This window comes from Intrasporangium sp. (assembly GCF_030452765.1).
In the GTDB taxonomy this organism is placed as follows: Bacteria; Actinomycetota; Actinomycetes; order Actinomycetales; family Dermatophilaceae; genus Intrasporangium_A.
The window spans coordinates 18867-35501 of the sequence record NZ_JAKDLO010000020.1 but is presented as its reverse complement, the minus strand read 5'-3'; the positions used below and the strand labels follow the sequence as shown (position 1 = coordinate 35501).

Genomic DNA, 16635 nt, shown 5'->3' with positions numbered 1-16635 from the left:
CTCCACCGCTTGTAGCAGTTCCCGCACGAGTCCGCCCGGCCGCAGCCGTGCAACGCAATACGCGTGGGCGTCCAGCAGGACACGCCGCGGTCGGAAGAACACAACAAGTCCGGCCCGGGCCATCGCTGCGTGCAGCACCAACAGCGGCGCGGCGGACTTGTTGTGTCGGGCCGTACGCGCTCGGGCCGCAGAGGGCACAGGGAGGGCCACGGACGTCGCCGATGACGTCCGTTCGACAAGGTGTATCATTGGTGTATGTCGCGCACCAACATCGATCTCGACGACGACGCCTGCGACGCGGTCATGCGCCGCTACGCCTTGACCACCAAGCGTGAGGCGGTCAACTTCGCGCTGCGGACCGTCGCCGGGGAAGCCCTCGATCTCGATCAGGCGCGGCGCCTGAGGGGATCAGGGTGGGACGGCGACCTGTCGGAGCTGCGCGCCAGTCGCGCCCGATGATCCTCGTCGACACGTCAGCCTGGGTGGAGTTCCTGCGCGACACCGGCAGCCCGGCCTGCCAGCGAGTCGACGAGGTCCTGGGCGACGAGATCGCCACCTGTCACCCGGTTCGCATGGAAGTGCTCGCCGGCGCTCGTGACGAACAGCACCTCAGAAGCCTGCGAGGCCTGCTCGCCAGGGCCGCCGTCCTGCAGACGCTGCCGGGGGACTATGAGGACGCTGCGGCGTTGTACCGCCTGTGCCGACGTCGCGGTGAGACCGTCCGCAAGCTCATCGACTGTCTCATCGCGGCGCACGCCATCCGGGCAGGGGTCCCGCTGCTGCACGCCGACGCGGACTTCGACGCGCTCGCCCGTCACACCGGCCTCGTGGTGGACGCAGGACGATGAAGGGACGGCCGTCCCCGCCCGCGTCGGCAGGATTGGTCGCCGCCTGGCTGGGCCTCAGCGCGGGCGGTGGGTGGTGACGAGGACGTCGGTCGTGCGCCAGTCGGCGACGGGCTGGGGCGCCCCGGTCGGCTGCACCCGCCGGGTCGACACCGCGGTCAGGAGCCGGTCCAGTGTCGAGCGTGGTTCGGTCAGCGACCGGACGGACGACCCGTCCTCGACATCGAGCTCGGGCTGCTGCAGCGAGCGGGGATCGAACTCGAGGGTGCTGACGATGACCTTCAGGTGGTCGGTCACCGAGGTGGTGCCGGCCTGCCAGAGGTCGTCGGAGACCTGCCCGGTCAGGGCGACCTCGCTCGACTCGCCAGGCCCCAACCCGATGGTCCCGGCCGGGAACGCGTCGGTGAAGATCCCGTACGCCTCGGTGAGGTCGACCAGGGCGCACCAGAGCGTCACGGAGCCCGTGTTGCGCAAGGTCACCGTGAACGCGGGGGCCAGCTGGGCGGCATACGTGAGCACGAGCCGACCGTCGGGACCGACGGAGCCGGCGCTCGTCGAGAGCCCCACCTCGAGCACCCCCGGGGGTAGCTGCGTCGCCGGGTTGTGCAGCGCGCTGAGGCGAAGCCAGCGCGCGACGCGCTCGAGGGCGGTGATGGTGCGGCGGTCGCGGTCGGGGCCGGTGAGTACGACGACGGGTCTCGCGACCCCCGGCCGCAGGATCGTGAAGCCGCCGGCGTCCGCTCGCACGAGCACGTCCGCCCCGGCCGGGTCGTTCACGAACGTCACCAGTGTCGGGTCAGCCGCGTCGGTGGGGAGGGAGCTCGCGCTGGCCCCGATGAGGCCGATTCGCAACGGCGGCAAGGGGATCGAGGTGACCACGGCTCGGAAGAAGGCGCTCGTGTCCAGGTCGGGGGACACGTCGACGAGGCTGCGGTCGGGCAAAACCTGGGTGACCGTCGCCGTCGCCAGCGGGACCGCGTCGGTGGCCCCGTCCTGCGGGTAGACGGCGAGCTCGGTCGTGTCGTCGCCGATCGGCTCCGGCATGCCGTGGACCGCGCCGGCATCGACGCTCCAACCATCGGTGGAGTGGGCCAGGGTGAGCTGCCGAGGGCGCGGTGTGACCGTGCCGCCGAGGAAGACCCGGTCGAGGTCTGTCGCGTCAGCGGTCTCGAGCTGGGGGTGCTGGTTGGCAACCAGGCCGGAGACACCTGCGGTGACGAGCCGGTGGATGTCGCGGTAGGTGGGCTGGCCCTCGCACTCGCGCAGCGCGCGGCCGAGGACCGCCGAGAGGGCGCCCCGCTGCCGTCCGTCGACCGTCGTCTCCTTGGCGGTCTCGGACGAGCGGCAGGCGGCGAGCAGCACGTGACCGCCCGCCCCACCGAGATCGGATGCCGCTGAGCGGGCCCCCGTCACGAAGGTGGCCCATGGGCGTGGCCGGGCGTCTGTCGGAGCGAGCCGGATGCGGGCGTTCGGGGACAGGTCCCGGGTGCCGTCGCCGGAGTGGCAGCAGTCGAGGACGACGAGGACGTGCAGGGCGCGGCTCGCGACAGGCCGCAGGATCGCCGCCAGCTCCTTGTCGGCGAGGTCCCACGCGCCGGGAGTGCGGCTGTCGAAGAGCACGATCGTCTCGTTGCGTCGGTCCGGCTCCAGGGGCCATGCCTCTGCTGGTGCCTCCTGCTGGGAGCCGTGCCCGCTGAAGCAGAACAGGGCGACGTCGTCCGGGCCCGCGCTGCCGAGGTGCTGCTGGATCGCCTCGATCACGGCTGATCGGGTGGCCGCCGCGTCGGTCAGCACGCGCAGGTCGAGCGCGTCGGGAGGTACCCGACCGCGCAGGGTGGTCTCCATCTCGGTGATGTCGTTGACACACCCGGCGAGGGCCGGAACCGGCTGCGGGTAGGCGTCGATCCCGACGAGCAGGGCGCGGAGCTTGGCCATGGGCTTGCGGCTCAGCTCTCCGAGCCGTTCAGGACGAGCCGCTGCCACGTGCCGGGGTGTGGCTGGTTCCGGCCGCTACGATCGGGGTTGCTGCTCACCATGGATCCGAGGTTGCTGCCGGTCCGGTTGGCATCGCTGATGTTGGCGTTGAACCCGAACACGGTGCCGGGCTGGGGCGGCGTCGTCACGTGCAGGACCGTCCACGGGATGCGCGCCTCGATCGCATAGCCGTCCCGGGTGAGCCCAGCAGCGGTAGCGATCCGGCGCTCCGCGTTCCCGGCAAGGAAGCTCACCTGGCCGGTCTGGTCGACTCTCGCCGGGTTGGTCGAAGGTAGGCCACCGCGCGAGCCGAGGCCGATCATGACGTGGATGTCCTTGCCGGCCCGCAGCCCTGCCGACGCGTCGAGCGACCGGGTGTCAGGCCCGAACTCGAAGGAGATGCCGTCGCCCTGCCAGTACGCGCTCGGCTGCTTGCGGTCGACGACGGCGAGGTCACCGTCGCCCACCGTTGCCTGTACGTAGAGCGCGCTGGCATCCCACGCGGTCCTCCACGTGCCTACAGCCGGGGAGCCGTCGCTGCCTGATGTCTGCGCGACGACGTTGTCGATCGCGATGGCAGGCGTCGATGCCCAGTCGGCGAACGCCCCGTCGATGATCGGCGGGGTGCGCACGGGGGTCGCCGCGACGGAGTTCTCGATGGTGGGGTTCTCGGTGGTGCCGTCGCCGCTGAGGAGGCGCCAGCCCAGGTACCCGCCAGCAAGGGCGAGGACGAGCGCTCCCGCTCCGATCATGGCGCCACGACCGAGGCCACTGCGGCGCTCGTCGGCGCGCCCGGCCGAGGGAGGGCGGGCAGGCGGCTGGGAGACGAGGGTCTGCGGCGACGCCATCGGCTGCACGCTCGATGGGGATTGCTGCACGCTCGACGGGGACTGCTGCACGCTCGATGGGGATTGCTGCACGCTCGACGGGGACTGCTGCACGCTCGATTGGGACTGCTGCACGCTCGATTGGGACTGGTGCACCCTCTCGAGGAGCTGGGTGACGTCGGCGTAGTCCGGCTTCTCGGCGGCGAGCTGCTCGAGCATCGGCAGGGCCGTATCGGTCGACTGCGACCCGAGCGCGGCCTGGGCGGCGGTGTAGAGCGACTCCCAGCGGCTCTCGCGCGCAGGCTCGCTCGCGGCGTCCGGGGCGGCCATGTCGAACGGCTGCGCAGACCCGGAGCGGAGCAGCACCGGCGTGCCCCACTCGGCTGCCTGGTCCGAGGTCGCCATCGCCTTGCGCACCTCGCAGATCGCGGCGTCGATCGGCAGTCCTCGGCTGAGGAAGTAGTAGAACTCGTGGCTGAAGACGAGTGCGGCCCGGTCCGAGATCGCCGTTCGCATGGCGACCACGGCCGGCAGTCCCTGGCGCACGAGCATCTGGGCGACGCCGTCGAAGGCGTTGTGTCCGCTCGTCCGGGCGCCCTCGCACGCGTTGAGGACGGCGAGCTGCAGGTATGGGGCGTCGTGCAGCAGCGTCGCCAGGCGTCCCCCGGCGACGTGGTCGGCCATGCCATCCTCACGTTCGAGGGCCAGCACTCCCTCCTCGCCGTCGCGGTCGAAGCCACCGTGACCGATGAAGTGGAAGATGTGGTAGGGGTCGAGCAGCGCCCGCTGTAGAGCGGTCAGGGTGGCATCGGCGATGATCTCGATCTCGAGTCGGCCGCTCTGGACGAGGTCACCGGTGGTCGCGAGGAGCAGCTGCTTCTCGCGCTCGACGTCGAGCGGAGGCAGGTCGCTCGGGCTCGAGACCATGACGAGGATCCGCATCGGCGCGACGACAGGCACGGCCGGTGGAACGTCGAGGGCGTCGAGGACCCGGATGAGCGGCGTCTGTCTGGACAGGGTGAGGAACCGGCCCAGCTGCCCGTCGTAGAGGTACTCCCAGGGCACCGCCTCGAGGTCCGGGGCCTGTTCGAGCCGCAGGCGCAGACGCAGGTCACGCCCCTGCCCCTTGGCGATCGAGAGGGACTCACGGAAGAGTCGGTCGACCTCGCCCGTGAGGAGGGCGTCACCGAGTCGGCGTCCGTAGTCCTCGACCTCGAGCACCCGAGTCGTGGCGGGCACCAGCCGACGGGTCGTCACGTTCGGCGGGCCGACCGTGTTGATGAACCGGGCCAGGTCGACAGCCGAGAACGGAAGCACGAACGGCCCGCGTGCCGCGCCGGCCGGCGACGCGACCACGTGGGCGCCAAGGGCGCCGCCCTCGGGCACGAGTGCCACGTCGAAGTCGAGATAGTCGTGCTCCACGACGACCCCCTCGTCAGGTGGGCCCCGCAACGCAGGCCCGATCGTTATGAGAAGAGTGTCGCAGGTGTCGGCTGATACAGGGAGTACTCGCAGAGTAACCTCCCGACATGGTGGCCTGGCTCGAGGTGGTGGGTTGGCTCGGTGCGGTCGCGCTGGTGCTCGCCCTGACCCGGCCACTCGTGCTCCGGCCGCGGAACCGAGGTGCTCGGCGTCGACGGCGACGCCTTCGTGCTCTGAGCGCGCCCGCTGGTCTCGCGCGTCGCCTTGACGCAGCCGCGTCGCCTTGACGCAGCCGCGTCGCCTCAAGGCGGCGCATCCCCGTCGACGCGACGCATTCGTGGCGTCCGCGTGACGCGGTCGAGGGCCGCGAGTCCTTCCGTCGCGGATCGGTCGGCTCGGGGCACCGTGCGGTCTGGTGAGTGACTGGTCAGCCGACCGGCCGGCACTTGCTCATGAACCGTTCACGGTCGACGAGCGCGCGATGCACCTCACCGCTCGCGATGGTCTCGCCCTCGGCGTCGGTCACCGTGATGAAGCAGACGAGACGACGGCCGTCGCTGATCGGCTGCGCACACGAGACGGTGACCTGCGCCCCGACGGGGCTTCCCTTGCTGTGCTCGAGCTTGACGAAGGTTCCGACGGTGGTGCGGTCGGCGTCGGTCTGGGGCAGGCAGAGCTCGAAGGCCGCCGACTCGCACCAGGTGATGAGGCGAGGGGTGGCCAGCACCTCGAGGTCGCCGCTGCCGAGGCTGACGGCCGTGTCAGCCGGCGTGACCGTGTGCTTGAACGTGCGCATGGGCATGCGATCGAGTGTGACAGACCAGCCCGGCAGGTCCGCACGTCCAGCCCACGCACCGGCGATTCCACGCACCGGCGATCCCACGCACCGGGCGTGAGAGACGCGGCAGGCGTGTTGGTCGAGAAGGGTGGGATGGGCCTGAGAGGCTGGGCCCGTGTCCACGCATGTCTCGCTGCTCTCGGTGGCCCTCGGCATCACCGCGCTGCTCAACTGGGGCGCCGTGGTGCGCGATGATCACGTCGTCCAGCGGATCACCAAGCCGACCTTCATGCTGCTGCTCGGCGGCCTCGCGTGGTCCCTCTACACCGACCAGCCGCCGGCCGATGCGCCCCTCGTCTCGCCGCTGCTTGCCGGGCTCGGCCTCTCCCTCGTCGGTGACGTCCTGCTGCTCACCGCGACCGAGCTGCGCTTCCGCTTCGGGCTGCTCGCGTTCCTCGGGGCACACGTCGCCTACGTGTGGACGCTGGCGACCGTGCCGGGGCGCGGCGGCTTCCCCTGGCCGGCGCTGCCGGCCCTGCTCGTCGTGCTCTACCTGTACGGGCGGTTCGGGCGACACGTCGTGCGGCGCGCCGGACGGGACCGGTACGCCGTGTTCGTCTACGTGCTCGCCCTGGCGACGCTCGTCGTCCTCGCTGCTGTCAAGGGTGACTGGGTCGTCCTGGCGGGGTGCCTGCTCTTCCTCGTCTCCGACACGATCCTCGGGCACGACCGGTTCGTGCACGAGCGCCGCTGGGCGCCGCTCGCCGTCATCACCACCTACCACGCGGCCCAGGTGCTCATAGTCGTCGGGCTGCTGCGTTGAGGCTGCAGGAGCCTGCGCTAACCTTGACCCATGGCTGGCCTGCTGCTCCTTCTGCAGCCGCGTTGACGAAAGTCGGGGCATCCCGACATCAACGCGGCCTCCCCTCCCGTGCGAGGGGTTTTCTTTTGCCCACCCGCGGGGCCTCGCGCCCCGTGCACCCCGACAGCCCCTGTGGCGCAGTGCTGAGATGCGAGAGACGAGAATGAGCGAGCAGACGACCCGGGCCACGAACAACGAGACCCCCTACCGGTACACGGCTTCGCTGGCGCAGCAGATCGAGCTCGCCTGGCAGGACCGGTGGGAGGAGGAGGGCACCTTCAACGCCCCCAACCCGGCCGGGCCGTGGGCCGAGCCCGACAAGGTGGCCGCTCGCGGCGAGAAGCTCTGTGTGCTCGACATGTTCCCCTACCCCTCCGGTGCCGGCCTGCACGTCGGGCACCCGCTCGGCTACATCGCGACCGACGTCTACAGCCGCTTCCACCGGATGCTCGGGCGCAACGTGCTGCACGCGCTCGGCTACGACGCGTTCGGCCTGCCCGCCGAGCAGTACGCCGTCCAGACCGGCCGGCACCCGCGCAAGACGACCGAGGAGAACATGGCCACGATGCGGCGCCAGCTGCGCCGCCTCGGCCTCGGCTTCGACAACCGGCGCACCTTCGCGACGATCGACCCGGACTACTACCGCTGGACCCAGTGGATCTTCCTGCAGATCTTCGATGCGTGGTATGACGCTGACGCCGTCCGCGCCGACGGTGGCCGTGGGCAGGCACGCCCGATCGCCGACCTCGTCGCGCAGTTCGCGTCGGGCGAGCGGCCGCTACCCGGCGGTGACCACCGGGCCTGGGCCGACCTCGGAGACGCCGAGCAGGCCAGGGTGCTGGAGGGCTCCCGGCTCGCCTACACCTCGCAGGCGCCGGTCAACTGGTGCCCGGGCCTCGGCACCGTCCTGTCCAACGAGGAGGTCACCAACGAGGGGCGCTCCGAGCGCGGCAACTTCCCGGTCTTCCGGCGCAACCTGTCGCAGTGGATGATGCGGATCACCGCCTACGCCGACCGGCTCGCAGACGACCTCGACCGGGTCGACTGGCCCGAGAAGGTCAAGCTCATGCAGCGCAACTGGATCGGCCGCTCGGCCGGTGCGCGAGTGGCCTTCCCGGTGCGGCTTGCGGCAGGCGCCCAGGCCGGCACGACGACCGACATCGAGGTCTTCACGACGCGTCCCGACACGCTCTTCGGGGCGACGTTCATGGTCCTGGCCCCCGAGCATCCACTGGTCGACTCCCTTGTCCCCGAAGGCGACTGGCCCGACGGCACGCACGACGACTGGAAGGGGGCCGACGCGGAGGCCAGCGGCACGCCCAAGGCGGCGACAGCGGCATACCGACTGGCTGCCTCGCGCAGGTCCGAGGTCGAGCGGCAGACCGAGGGCAAGGACAAGACAGGCGTCTTCACCGGCAGCTTCGCGACGAATCCCGTGACGGGCCAGCCGATCCCGGTCTTCGTCGCCGACTACGTCCTGATGGGCTACGGCACCGGCGCCATCATGGCGGTGCCAGGCGGCGACGAACGCGACTTCGAGTTCGCCACGAAGTTCTCCATCCCGATCGTCCGGGTGGTCGCACCGTCCCGCGAGGATGCCGACGCGCCGCTGCTGGAGGCATTCTCCGGCAACGGTGTCCTCGTCAACTCGTCCTCCCCGGTCGCCGACCTCGACGGGCTGCCCGTCGAGCAGGCCAAGTCGCGCATCATCGCCGCCCTGCAGGCACGGGGGATCGGCGAGGGCACGATCAACTACCGCATCCGCGACTGGCTCTTCAGTCGGCAGCGCTACTGGGGCGAGCCGTTCCCGGTCGTCTACGACGAGGACGGGGTCGTGCATGCGCTGCCCGATGACCAGCTGCCGCTGACCCTGCCGGACGTGCCGGACTACTCGCCGAAGACCTTCGACCCCGACGATGCGGGCAGCTCGCCGGAGCCGCCCCTGTCGCGGGTGCCCGAGTGGGTCGACGTCGAGCTCGACCTCGGCGACGGCAGGGGCGTGCGTCGCTACCGTCGCGAGACGAACACGATGCCGAACTGGGCCGGCTCGTGCTGGTACTACCTGCGCTATCTCGACCCGGCCAACGACGAGGCGCTGCTCGACCCCGAGAACGAGCGGTACTGGGTCGGCCCGCAGCGTGCCCCGGTCGCGGGCGCACCGGCCGGCACGAAGGACCCCGGCGGCGTCGACCTCTATGTCGGCGGCGTCGAGCATGCCGTGCTGCACCTGCTCTATGCCCGGTTCTGGCACAAGGTGCTGCACGACCTGGGCTACCTGCGCAGCGAGGAGCCGTTCCGGACCTACTTCTCGCAGGGCTACATCCAGGCCTATGCCTACACCGACGCGCGCGGGCAGTACGTCCCGGCGGCCGAGGTGCAAGAACACGCCGGTGGCCCCGGCGACGAGCCGACGTTCACCTGGCACGGGCAGCAGGTGTCCCGGGAGTACGGCAAGATCGGCAAGTCGCTGAAGAACTCGGTCAGTCCCGACGAGATGTACGACGCGTACGGCGCCGACACGTTCCGGGTCTACGAGATGTCGATGGGACCGCTGGAGCTGTCCAAGCCGTGGGAGACCCGGGCCGTCGTCGGGGCGCAACGGTTCCTGCAACGGCTGTGGCGCAACGTCGTCGACGAGGAGACGGACGAGCTCGTGGCCCGCGACATCCCGCCCGACCGGGCCCTGACGACGCAGCTGCACCGGACGATCCAGGGCGTGCGCGAGGACTTCGAGGGGCTGCGGTTCAACACCGCCATCGCCAAGCTCATCGAGCTGAACAACGCCGTGACCAAGCTCGACACGCCGCCGCGAGTGGTCGTCGAGGCCATCGTGCTGATGCTCGCTCCGATCGCGCCGCACATCGCCGAGGAGCTCTGGCAGCGGCTCGGCCACTCCGGCGGCATCGCCCACGCAGCGTTCCCGGTGGCGGACCCGAGCAAGATCATCGACGAGCAGGTCACCTGCGTCATCCAGATCAAGGGCAAGGTCCGCGACCGGATGCAGGTCGCTCCGGACGTGTCCGAGGAGCGGCTGCGCGAGCTCGTCCTGGCCCGCGACAAGGTCAGGGCGGCCACACCGGAGGGCATCCGCACGGTCATCGTCCGCGCGCCGAAGCTCGTCAACGTCGTGCCCGTGTGAGGCTGGACCTGCCAGCCCCGTGACCCGATGTGGTGGCCGCCGCGCACGGTCCGCACGCACGCATCGGAGCCCGGCCGGGGCGGCGCGGAAGGAGCGACAGTGAACGTTCGGATCGTCACGGACTCGACGGCATACCTGCCCGCCGGCCTCGTGCGAGAGCACGCGATCGCCGTCGTGCCGCTGCATGTCGTCGTCGGGGGAGTGGAGCGCGTCGAAGGGGTCGACATCACGGCTCATCAGGTCGCCCAGGCGCTGCGGGAGCACACGGTCGTCACGACCTCGCGTCCCGCCCCCGAGGTGTTCCTGGAGACCTACCGGCGGCTGGCCGACGAGGGCGCGACGGGCATCGTCTCGGTGCACCTGTCGGGTCAGATGTCCGGCACCGTGGAGTCGGCCAGGATGGCGGCGGCCGAGGCGCCGCTCCCCGTCGAGGTCATCGACTCGGAGACCATCGGGATGGCCATGGGGTATGCCGCTGTCAGCGGCGCGCACGCTGCTGCCGCGGGCGCCGCGCCGGCAGAGGTGCGTGCAGCGGTGGAGCGTCGGCTCGAGCACGCGAGGGTCCTCTTCTACGTGCACACGCTCGAGCACCTGCGCCGCGGCGGGCGCATCGGGGCGGCCTCGGCGCTGCTCGGGTCGGCGCTCTCGATCAAGCCGATCCTCACGGTGCGCGGCGGCCGGATCGTCCCCGTCGAGAAGGTCAGGACGGCAGCGCGAGCCATCGCCCGGATCGAGACGCTCACCGTCGAGCAGGTGCGCAGTGGCGGCCTGATGGTCGACCTCGCCATCCACCACCTCGATGACGCCGACCGCGCGGAGCAGCTGGCCGAGCACCTGCGCGCCCGGGTACCTGCCGCGCGGGAGGTGCGCATCGTCGAGCTCGGGGCGGTCGTCGGCGCACACGTCGGCCCGAGCACGCTGGCGATCGCAGTGTCGCCCCGGCCGGGTGAGCCGGTGGGCGGCGAGCGACGAGAGGCAGATACCGGCATCGAGGGAGACCCATGACCCGTGCGTGGGTGCCCGTCGTCTGGGCCGGGGCGATCGTCGCCGCGTTCCTCGTCGGGTCGGTGAACCCGGCGACGATCATCGCCAGAGTCCTCGGCAAGGACGTCCGGGCCGCCGGGTCCGGCAACCCCGGTGCCACCAACGCCGGACGGGTCCTCGGCCGCAAGTGGGGAGTCGTCGTCGGCCTGCTCGACGTCCTCAAGGGGCTGGTCCCGGTGCTCGTCGCGGGGCACCTGTACGGTGCGCACCTCGCGTACGCCGTCGGGCTCGCCGCGGTGCTCGGCCACATCTACTCGCCGTTCCTGCACGGCCGCGGCGGCAAGGGGGTGGCAACCACGCTCGGCGCGATCCTCGGCGTGCACCCGTGGGTGGCGCTCGTCGCGCTCGTCGTGTTCGTGTTCGCGTTCGCCCTGGCGCGGTGGGTGTCGGCCGCATCGATCTGTGCCGCCGTGGGGCTGCTCGTGGCTGCCGCAGTCGTGGCCGTGGGGCGTGCCCCCGGGGACGCCTGGACGGTGGTCTGGCTCGTCGCGCTCGGCCTGCTCGTGCTGTGGCGGCACCGCAGCAACCTCGTCGGCTGGTGGCGCCAGCGACGGATCGGCTGAGGGTTGGCGCACCGGCGCGCCGCGTCGAAGGTCCGTCACGACGCGACGTGGCTGCGCGGCATACGTCCGGGTTTGGCGGTCACGATTCGGCGTCGTTCACCCGCGAAACTGGGTACGGGGTAGTCCAGATGGTAGGCAAGAAGAGGTCGAGTACGGACGGTGCCCCCGTTCCACGACGCGCGACGAGGGCTCGGATCCAGGTCTGGAGGTCACGTGGCGGAGGTGCGGCTGGACGGCGTCGGGAAGGTCTACGCTGACGGCACCCGCGCCGTCACCGACCTCAACCTGCAGATCACCGAGGGCGAGTTCCTCGTCCTGGTGGGCCCGTCCGGCTGTGGCAAGACAACCGCCCTGCGTATGGTGGCCGGCCTCGAGGAGATCAGCGAGGGCACCGTCACGATCGGTGACCGCGTCGTCAACCGGGTTCCCTCCCGTGACCGGGACGTCGCCATGGTCTTCCAGAGCTACGCGCTCTACCCACACCTGTCGGTGCGCGACAACATCGCCTTCGGGCTTCAGCTGCGCAAGATGCCCAAGGGCGAGATCAACCGGCGCGTGCAGCACGCGGCCGAGATCCTCGGGCTGACCGATCATCTCGACCGCAAGCCGCGCAACCTCTCCGGCGGGCAACGGCAGCGGGTGGCGATGGGGCGCGCGATCGTCCGGGAGCCGCAGGCCTTCCTCATGGACGAGCCGCTGTCCAACCTCGACGCCAAGCTCCGCGTCCAGATGCGAGCCGAGATCGCACGGCTGCAGAGGGATCTCGGCGTCACGACGATCTACGTCACCCACGACCAGACCGAGGCGATGACCCTCGGCGACCGCGTCGCCGTCATGAGCAAGGGCCTGCTCCAGCAGGTCGACCACCCGCAGGCGCTCTACGACAACCCGGTCAACCTCTTCGTCGCGGGCTTCATCGGCTCGCCGGCGATGAACCTCATGCGCGCCCGGCTCGAGCGGGACGGCGGGCTCGCGGTCATCCTCGGCAGTCAACGCCTCGAGGTGCCGGACACGCTGCTGACGGATCACCCCGGCCTCGAGGACCGCCTCGGCCATGACGTGGTCGTCGGGATCCGTCCGGAGGAGATGGACGACGCGGACCTCGACGGCGCGACGCGCGACGTGCTCACCTCGAAGGCCGAGCTCGTCGAGGCGATGGGCTCCGACGTCATGGTGCACTTCAGTGTCGACGCGCCGCGGGTCGTCCATGGCGAGGATCCCGACCTCGATCTGGAGGCCGACGCACCGGGGCTCGGTGGCGGCGACGCGGACCACACGATCGTCATCGCGCGATGCAACCCCCGCACGAGGGCCCGCGAGGGTGAGCCGGTCCGGATCAGCGTCGACACGACCCGGTTGCACTACTTCGACCCGGAGACCGGCGTGGCGATCAGGTCCCGTGCGTCAGAACCGACCCAGACCGAATCCAGGAAGGAAGCATGATGAGAAGAGCACTGCGTCTGACGGCGGTCATGGCTGGAGTCGCGTTGGCCGCGGCCGCCTGTGGCTCGTCCGGCAACAACGAGGCGCCCGAGTCGAATGCCAGTCCAACGAGCACCCCGACGGGGACGGCGGGCGGGGCGGCTCTACCCGACCTCAAGGGCCAGACCGTCGAGGTCGCCGCGGTGTGGACGGGTGACGAGCAGAAGAACTTCCTCAAGGTGGTCAAGCCCTTCGAGGAGCAGACCGGAGCGACGATCAAGTACACCTCGACCGGCGACCAGATCGCCAGCGTGCTCACGCCTCGGGTCAAGGGTGGCAGTCCACCTGACGTCGCCTTCCTCCCGCAACCCGGGCTGATGAAGCAGTTCGTCGAGAGCAAGGCGTTGAAGCCCGTGAGCAACGAGGTCTCGAGCGCCGTCGACGCGAACTACTCGCCGGTCTGGAAGGACCTAGGGACGGTGGACGGCAAGCTCTACGGGGTCTGGTTCAAGGCCTCGAACAAGTCGACGGTCTGGTACAACGTGCATTCCTTCGAGGACGCCGGGGTCCAGCCGCCGAAGACGTGGGACGAGTTCATCGACACGGCCAAGACACTTTCGGCCGCAGGCCAGCAGGCGGTCTCGATCGGTGGGGCGGACGGGTGGACCCTCACCGACTGGTTCGAGAACGTCTACCTCAGCCAGGCTGGGCCGCAGATGTACGACAAGCTGACCGCGCACGAGATCAAGTGGACCGACGACTCGGTCAAGAAGGCGCTCGAGACCCTGGCGCAGCTGTGGGGCAACCCCGAGCTGCTCGCGGGCGGCACGACCGGCGCGCTGCAGACCGACTTCCCGACCTCGGTGACGAAGGTCTTCTCCGATCCGCCGCAGGCCGCCATGGTCTACGAGGGTGACTTCGTCGCCGGCGTCATCACCAGTTCGACCAAGGCCAAGCTCGGCACCGACGCGAAGTTCTTCCCCTTCCCGATGGTCGGGGACAAGCCGGCCGTCGTGGGCGGCGGCGACGTCGCCGTCGCGTTCAAGGACAACCCGGGAGCAATGGCGCTGCTGCAGTACCTCGCCACCCCGCAGGCTGCGGAGATCTGGGTCAAGGCCGGCGGCTTCACCTCGCCCAACAAGAACGTCTCGCTCGACGCCTACCCGGACGAGATCTCGCGGCAGATCGCCAAGGCGCTCATCGACGCCGGTGACTCGTTCCGGTTCGACATGTCCGACCAGGCGCCGTCTGCGTTCGGCGGCACCAAGGGCGCCGGCATGTGGAAGGACCTCGCCGACTTCCTGCGCAACCCCAAGGACGTCCAGGGCGCGATGAACGCGCTCGAGGCCGACGCGTCCCAAGCCTACGGCAACTGACCGGCTGAGGCCATCGTGGTGACATCGTGGCTGCGACGCTAGGGCTCAGGGCACGAGGGGGGAGCGCCGGATGACGGCGCCCCCCGAGACCGCGGAACGCCCCGGGCCTCCTGCGGACAAGAAGGAGACCCGGGGCAGTTCCGGCGAGCGCGGGCGGCCCTCGACGGCAGCAGCCTTCCTGCTGCCGGCCTCGATCGTGCTGCTCGTGCTCATGCTCTACCCGATCGGGTTCTCGGTCGTCCGGAGCCTCTTCGACGCGAGCGGTTCGAGCTTCGTCGGGGTGGACAACTACATCAGGATGTTCACCGAGCCCGAGACGTTCAAGGCGATCCGCAACAACGTCATCTGGGTCGTCGTGGCCCCGACGGTCGTCACCGCCCTGGGCCTGATCTTCGCGGTCCTGACCGAGCGGGTCCGCTGGAGCACGGCCTTCAAGCTCGTCATCTTCATGCCGATGGCCATCTCTTTCCTCGCCGCAGGCATCATCTTCCGGCTCGTCTACGAGCAGGACCCGGGCAAGGGCGTCGCCAACGCCATCGTGGTCGGTGTGCATGACCTGTTCGCCACCTCGTCCCAGTACCCTGACGCGCGCCCCCGCGAGCCGCAGGCACTTGTTCCCGTCGACCACGGTTTCGAGACCAGGGCGAGCGTGCGCCTCGGCGGCACGGTGTCGCTGCCGCTCATCGGTTTCGCCCCCGGCAAGATGCCCGAGAACGCGACCGACGCGAGCCCGGTCCAGGGCAGTGCCGGCGCCCCCGACCGGATCGAGGGAGTTGTCTGGCTCGACTTCGCCAAGGGCGGCGGAGGCACGCCCGGCCAGATCGACCCGAACGAGAAGGGCATGCCAGGTGTGACCGTCCAGGCCATCCAGACCGGAACGGTGATCGACACGACCAAGACGGGCGGCGACGGACGCTTCACCTTCACCGACCTGTCACCGGGCAGCTACACGATCCGGCTGCCCGCCTCCAACTTCGCCCAGCCCTTCGACGGGGTGACGTGGCTCGGGCCTGACCTCGTGACGCCCTCGATCATCGCCGCGTACGTGTGGATGTGGGCCGGCTTCGCCATGGTCCTCATCGCGGCCGGGCTCTCGGCGATCCCGCGCGACGCGCTCGAGGCTGCCCGGGTCGACGGAGGGACCGAGTGGCAGGTGTTCCGACGGGTCACCATGCCGCTGCTCTCACCGGTCCTCCTCGTCGTCTTCGTCACGCTCGTCATCAACGTGCTCAAGATCTTCGACCTCGTCTACATCATGGCGCCCGGGTCCGTGCAGCCGGAGGCCAACGTCCTCGCGCTGCAGATGTGGCTCGTCTCGTTCGGCGGCGGCAACGACCTCGGTCTCGGCAGTGCGCTCGGGATCTTCCTCTTCGTGCTCGTGCTACCTGCCATGCTCTTCAACATCAGGCGGTTCCGCCGGGAGGGAGACCGATGAGTGCTGTCCCGGATGTCGGCTCCGCAGTCGGTGGTGGTGGCTCCATCCACCGCGGCCCCGTTGCACGGCTCGTCGGCAGGATGGGCAGCGGCGTGGTCCAGGTCGGCCTGGTCGCGATCGCGCTCTTCTGGCTCGTGCCGAGCCTCGGCCTGCTGGTCGCCTCGTTCCGGCCCGAGGCCGAGAACAACTCGAGCGGCTGGTGGACCGTCTTCACGCAACCGGCGCAGCTGACCGTCAAGAACTATGAGAACCTCCTGCAGAACCCGGCGATCACCGGCTCGTTCCTCAACACCATCTACATCACCGTCCCGGCGACGCTGCTCGTCATCGTCCTCGCGTCGCTGGCCGCATACGCCTTCGCCTGGCTCGAGTTCCCCGGCCGCGACTGGCTGTTCATCCTCGTCGTCGGCCTGCTCGTGGTGCCGGTCCAGGTGGCGCTGATCCCGGTGGCCCAGCTCTACGGCGCGCTGGGGATCTTCGGCAGCCGGCTGTCGGTCATCCTGTTCCACGTCGCCTTCGGGCTGCCGTTCGCGGTGTTCCTGCTGCGCAACTTCTTCGCCGGCATCCCACGCGACCTGCTCGAGGCGGCCCGGATGGACGGCGGCAGCGAGTGGACGATCTTCCGCAAGGTCATCCTGCCGCTCGGCCTGCCCGCGATCGCCTCGCTCGGGATCTTCCAGTTCCTGTGGGTCTGGAACGACCTGCTCATCTCGCTCGTCTTCGCCTCGTCCGACGTGGCGCCGCTCACCGTGGCGCTGCAGTCGCAGATGCGCCAGTTCGGCGCGAACATCGACCTGCTCTCGAGTGGCGCCTTCCTGTCCCTCATCGTGCCGCTCATCGTGTTCTTCTCGTTCCAGCGCTACTTCGTCCAAGGAGTCATGGCCGGCTCGGTCAAGTAGCGCTCGCGGCTTCCCGCACGGAGTGAGCGGATGCGGCCCAGCGCGACCC

13 protein-coding genes are annotated in these 16635 nt (G+C 70.1%); 10 read left to right on the top strand and 3 right to left on the bottom strand.

What is annotated here, in order from left to right; all coding sequences use genetic code 11:
* Positions 1-255: 255 nt before the first annotated feature.
* Both L0H79_RS04435 and L0H79_RS04430 read left to right on the top strand, forming a co-directional pair.
* A complete protein-coding gene (locus tag L0H79_RS04435) occupies positions 256-459 on the top strand; it encodes a type II toxin-antitoxin system VapB family antitoxin (protein ID WP_301483342.1) in 204 nt (67 codons plus the stop codon).
* Entirely contained in the window at positions 456-848 is a 393-nt protein-coding gene (locus L0H79_RS04430) for a PIN domain nuclease (protein ID WP_301483341.1), read from the top strand. The genes L0H79_RS04435 and L0H79_RS04430 overlap by 4 nt, the downstream gene beginning before the upstream one ends.
* Positions 849-902: 54 nt before the next feature.
* Here the strand turns inward: L0H79_RS04430 and L0H79_RS04425 are convergent, their stop codons facing one another.
* From L0H79_RS04425 to L0H79_RS04415, 3 genes are all read right to left on the bottom strand, one after another.
* Positions 903-2780, bottom strand: a complete 1878-nt coding sequence (locus L0H79_RS04425) for a caspase family protein (protein ID WP_301483340.1) — start codon at positions 2778-2780, stop codon at positions 903-905.
* Positions 2781-2791: 11 nt separating this feature from the next.
* Positions 2792-5068 (bottom strand): CHAT domain-containing protein, encoded by a 2277-nt coding sequence (locus L0H79_RS04420; protein ID WP_301483339.1) that lies wholly within the window; start codon positions 5066-5068, stop codon positions 2792-2794.
* A gap of 427 nt (positions 5069-5495) precedes the next feature.
* Positions 5496-5870 carry a thioesterase family protein gene (locus L0H79_RS04415; RefSeq protein ID WP_301483338.1) on the bottom strand — a complete coding sequence of 125 codons (375 nt, stop codon included), beginning with the start codon at positions 5868-5870 and terminating at the stop codon, positions 5496-5498.
* Positions 5871-6021: 151 nt separating this feature from the next.
* Here L0H79_RS04415 and L0H79_RS04410 point away from each other — a divergent pair, with 151 nt between their 5' ends.
* The 8 genes from L0H79_RS04410 (at position 6022) to L0H79_RS04375 (ending at position 16586) form a co-directional block, all read left to right on the top strand.
* The gene (locus L0H79_RS04410) at positions 6022-6669 is read left to right on the top strand and encodes a lysoplasmalogenase (RefSeq protein WP_301483337.1); all 648 of its coding nucleotides are present in this window, start codon (positions 6022-6024) and stop codon (positions 6667-6669) included.
* A 202-nt stretch (positions 6670-6871) separates the two neighbouring features.
* Positions 6872-9847: a leucine--tRNA ligase gene (locus L0H79_RS04405; RefSeq protein ID WP_301483336.1), complete on the top strand. Its 2976-nt coding sequence runs from the start codon at positions 6872-6874 to the stop codon at positions 9845-9847.
* A 99-nt stretch (positions 9848-9946) separates the two neighbouring features.
* Positions 9947-10852 carry a DegV family protein gene (locus L0H79_RS04400; protein ID WP_301483335.1) on the top strand — a complete coding sequence of 302 codons (906 nt, stop codon included), beginning with the start codon at positions 9947-9949 and terminating at the stop codon, positions 10850-10852.
* Positions 10849-11454 (top strand): glycerol-3-phosphate 1-O-acyltransferase PlsY, encoded by a 606-nt coding sequence (gene plsY, locus L0H79_RS04395; RefSeq protein WP_301483334.1) that lies wholly within the window; start codon positions 10849-10851, stop codon positions 11452-11454. Before L0H79_RS04400 ends, plsY begins: the two co-directional genes overlap by 4 nt.
* 213 nt (positions 11455-11667) lie before the next feature.
* Entirely contained in the window at positions 11668-12897 is a 1230-nt protein-coding gene (locus tag L0H79_RS04390; protein ID WP_301483333.1) for an ABC transporter ATP-binding protein, read from the top strand.
* Complete coding sequence (locus L0H79_RS04385) at positions 12894-14252, top strand: ABC transporter substrate-binding protein (RefSeq protein ID WP_301483332.1); 1359 nt, start codon at positions 12894-12896, stop codon at positions 14250-14252. Before L0H79_RS04390 ends, L0H79_RS04385 begins: the two co-directional genes overlap by 4 nt.
* 70 nt (positions 14253-14322) lie before the next feature.
* The gene (locus tag L0H79_RS04380; protein WP_301483331.1) at positions 14323-15687 is read left to right on the top strand and encodes an ABC transporter permease subunit; all 1365 of its coding nucleotides are present in this window, start codon (positions 14323-14325) and stop codon (positions 15685-15687) included.
* On the top strand, positions 15684-16586 hold the full coding sequence (locus L0H79_RS04375) for a carbohydrate ABC transporter permease (RefSeq protein ID WP_301483330.1): 903 nt from the start codon (positions 15684-15686) through the stop codon (positions 16584-16586). Before L0H79_RS04380 ends, L0H79_RS04375 begins: the two co-directional genes overlap by 4 nt.
* Positions 16587-16635 lie beyond the last annotated feature (49 nt).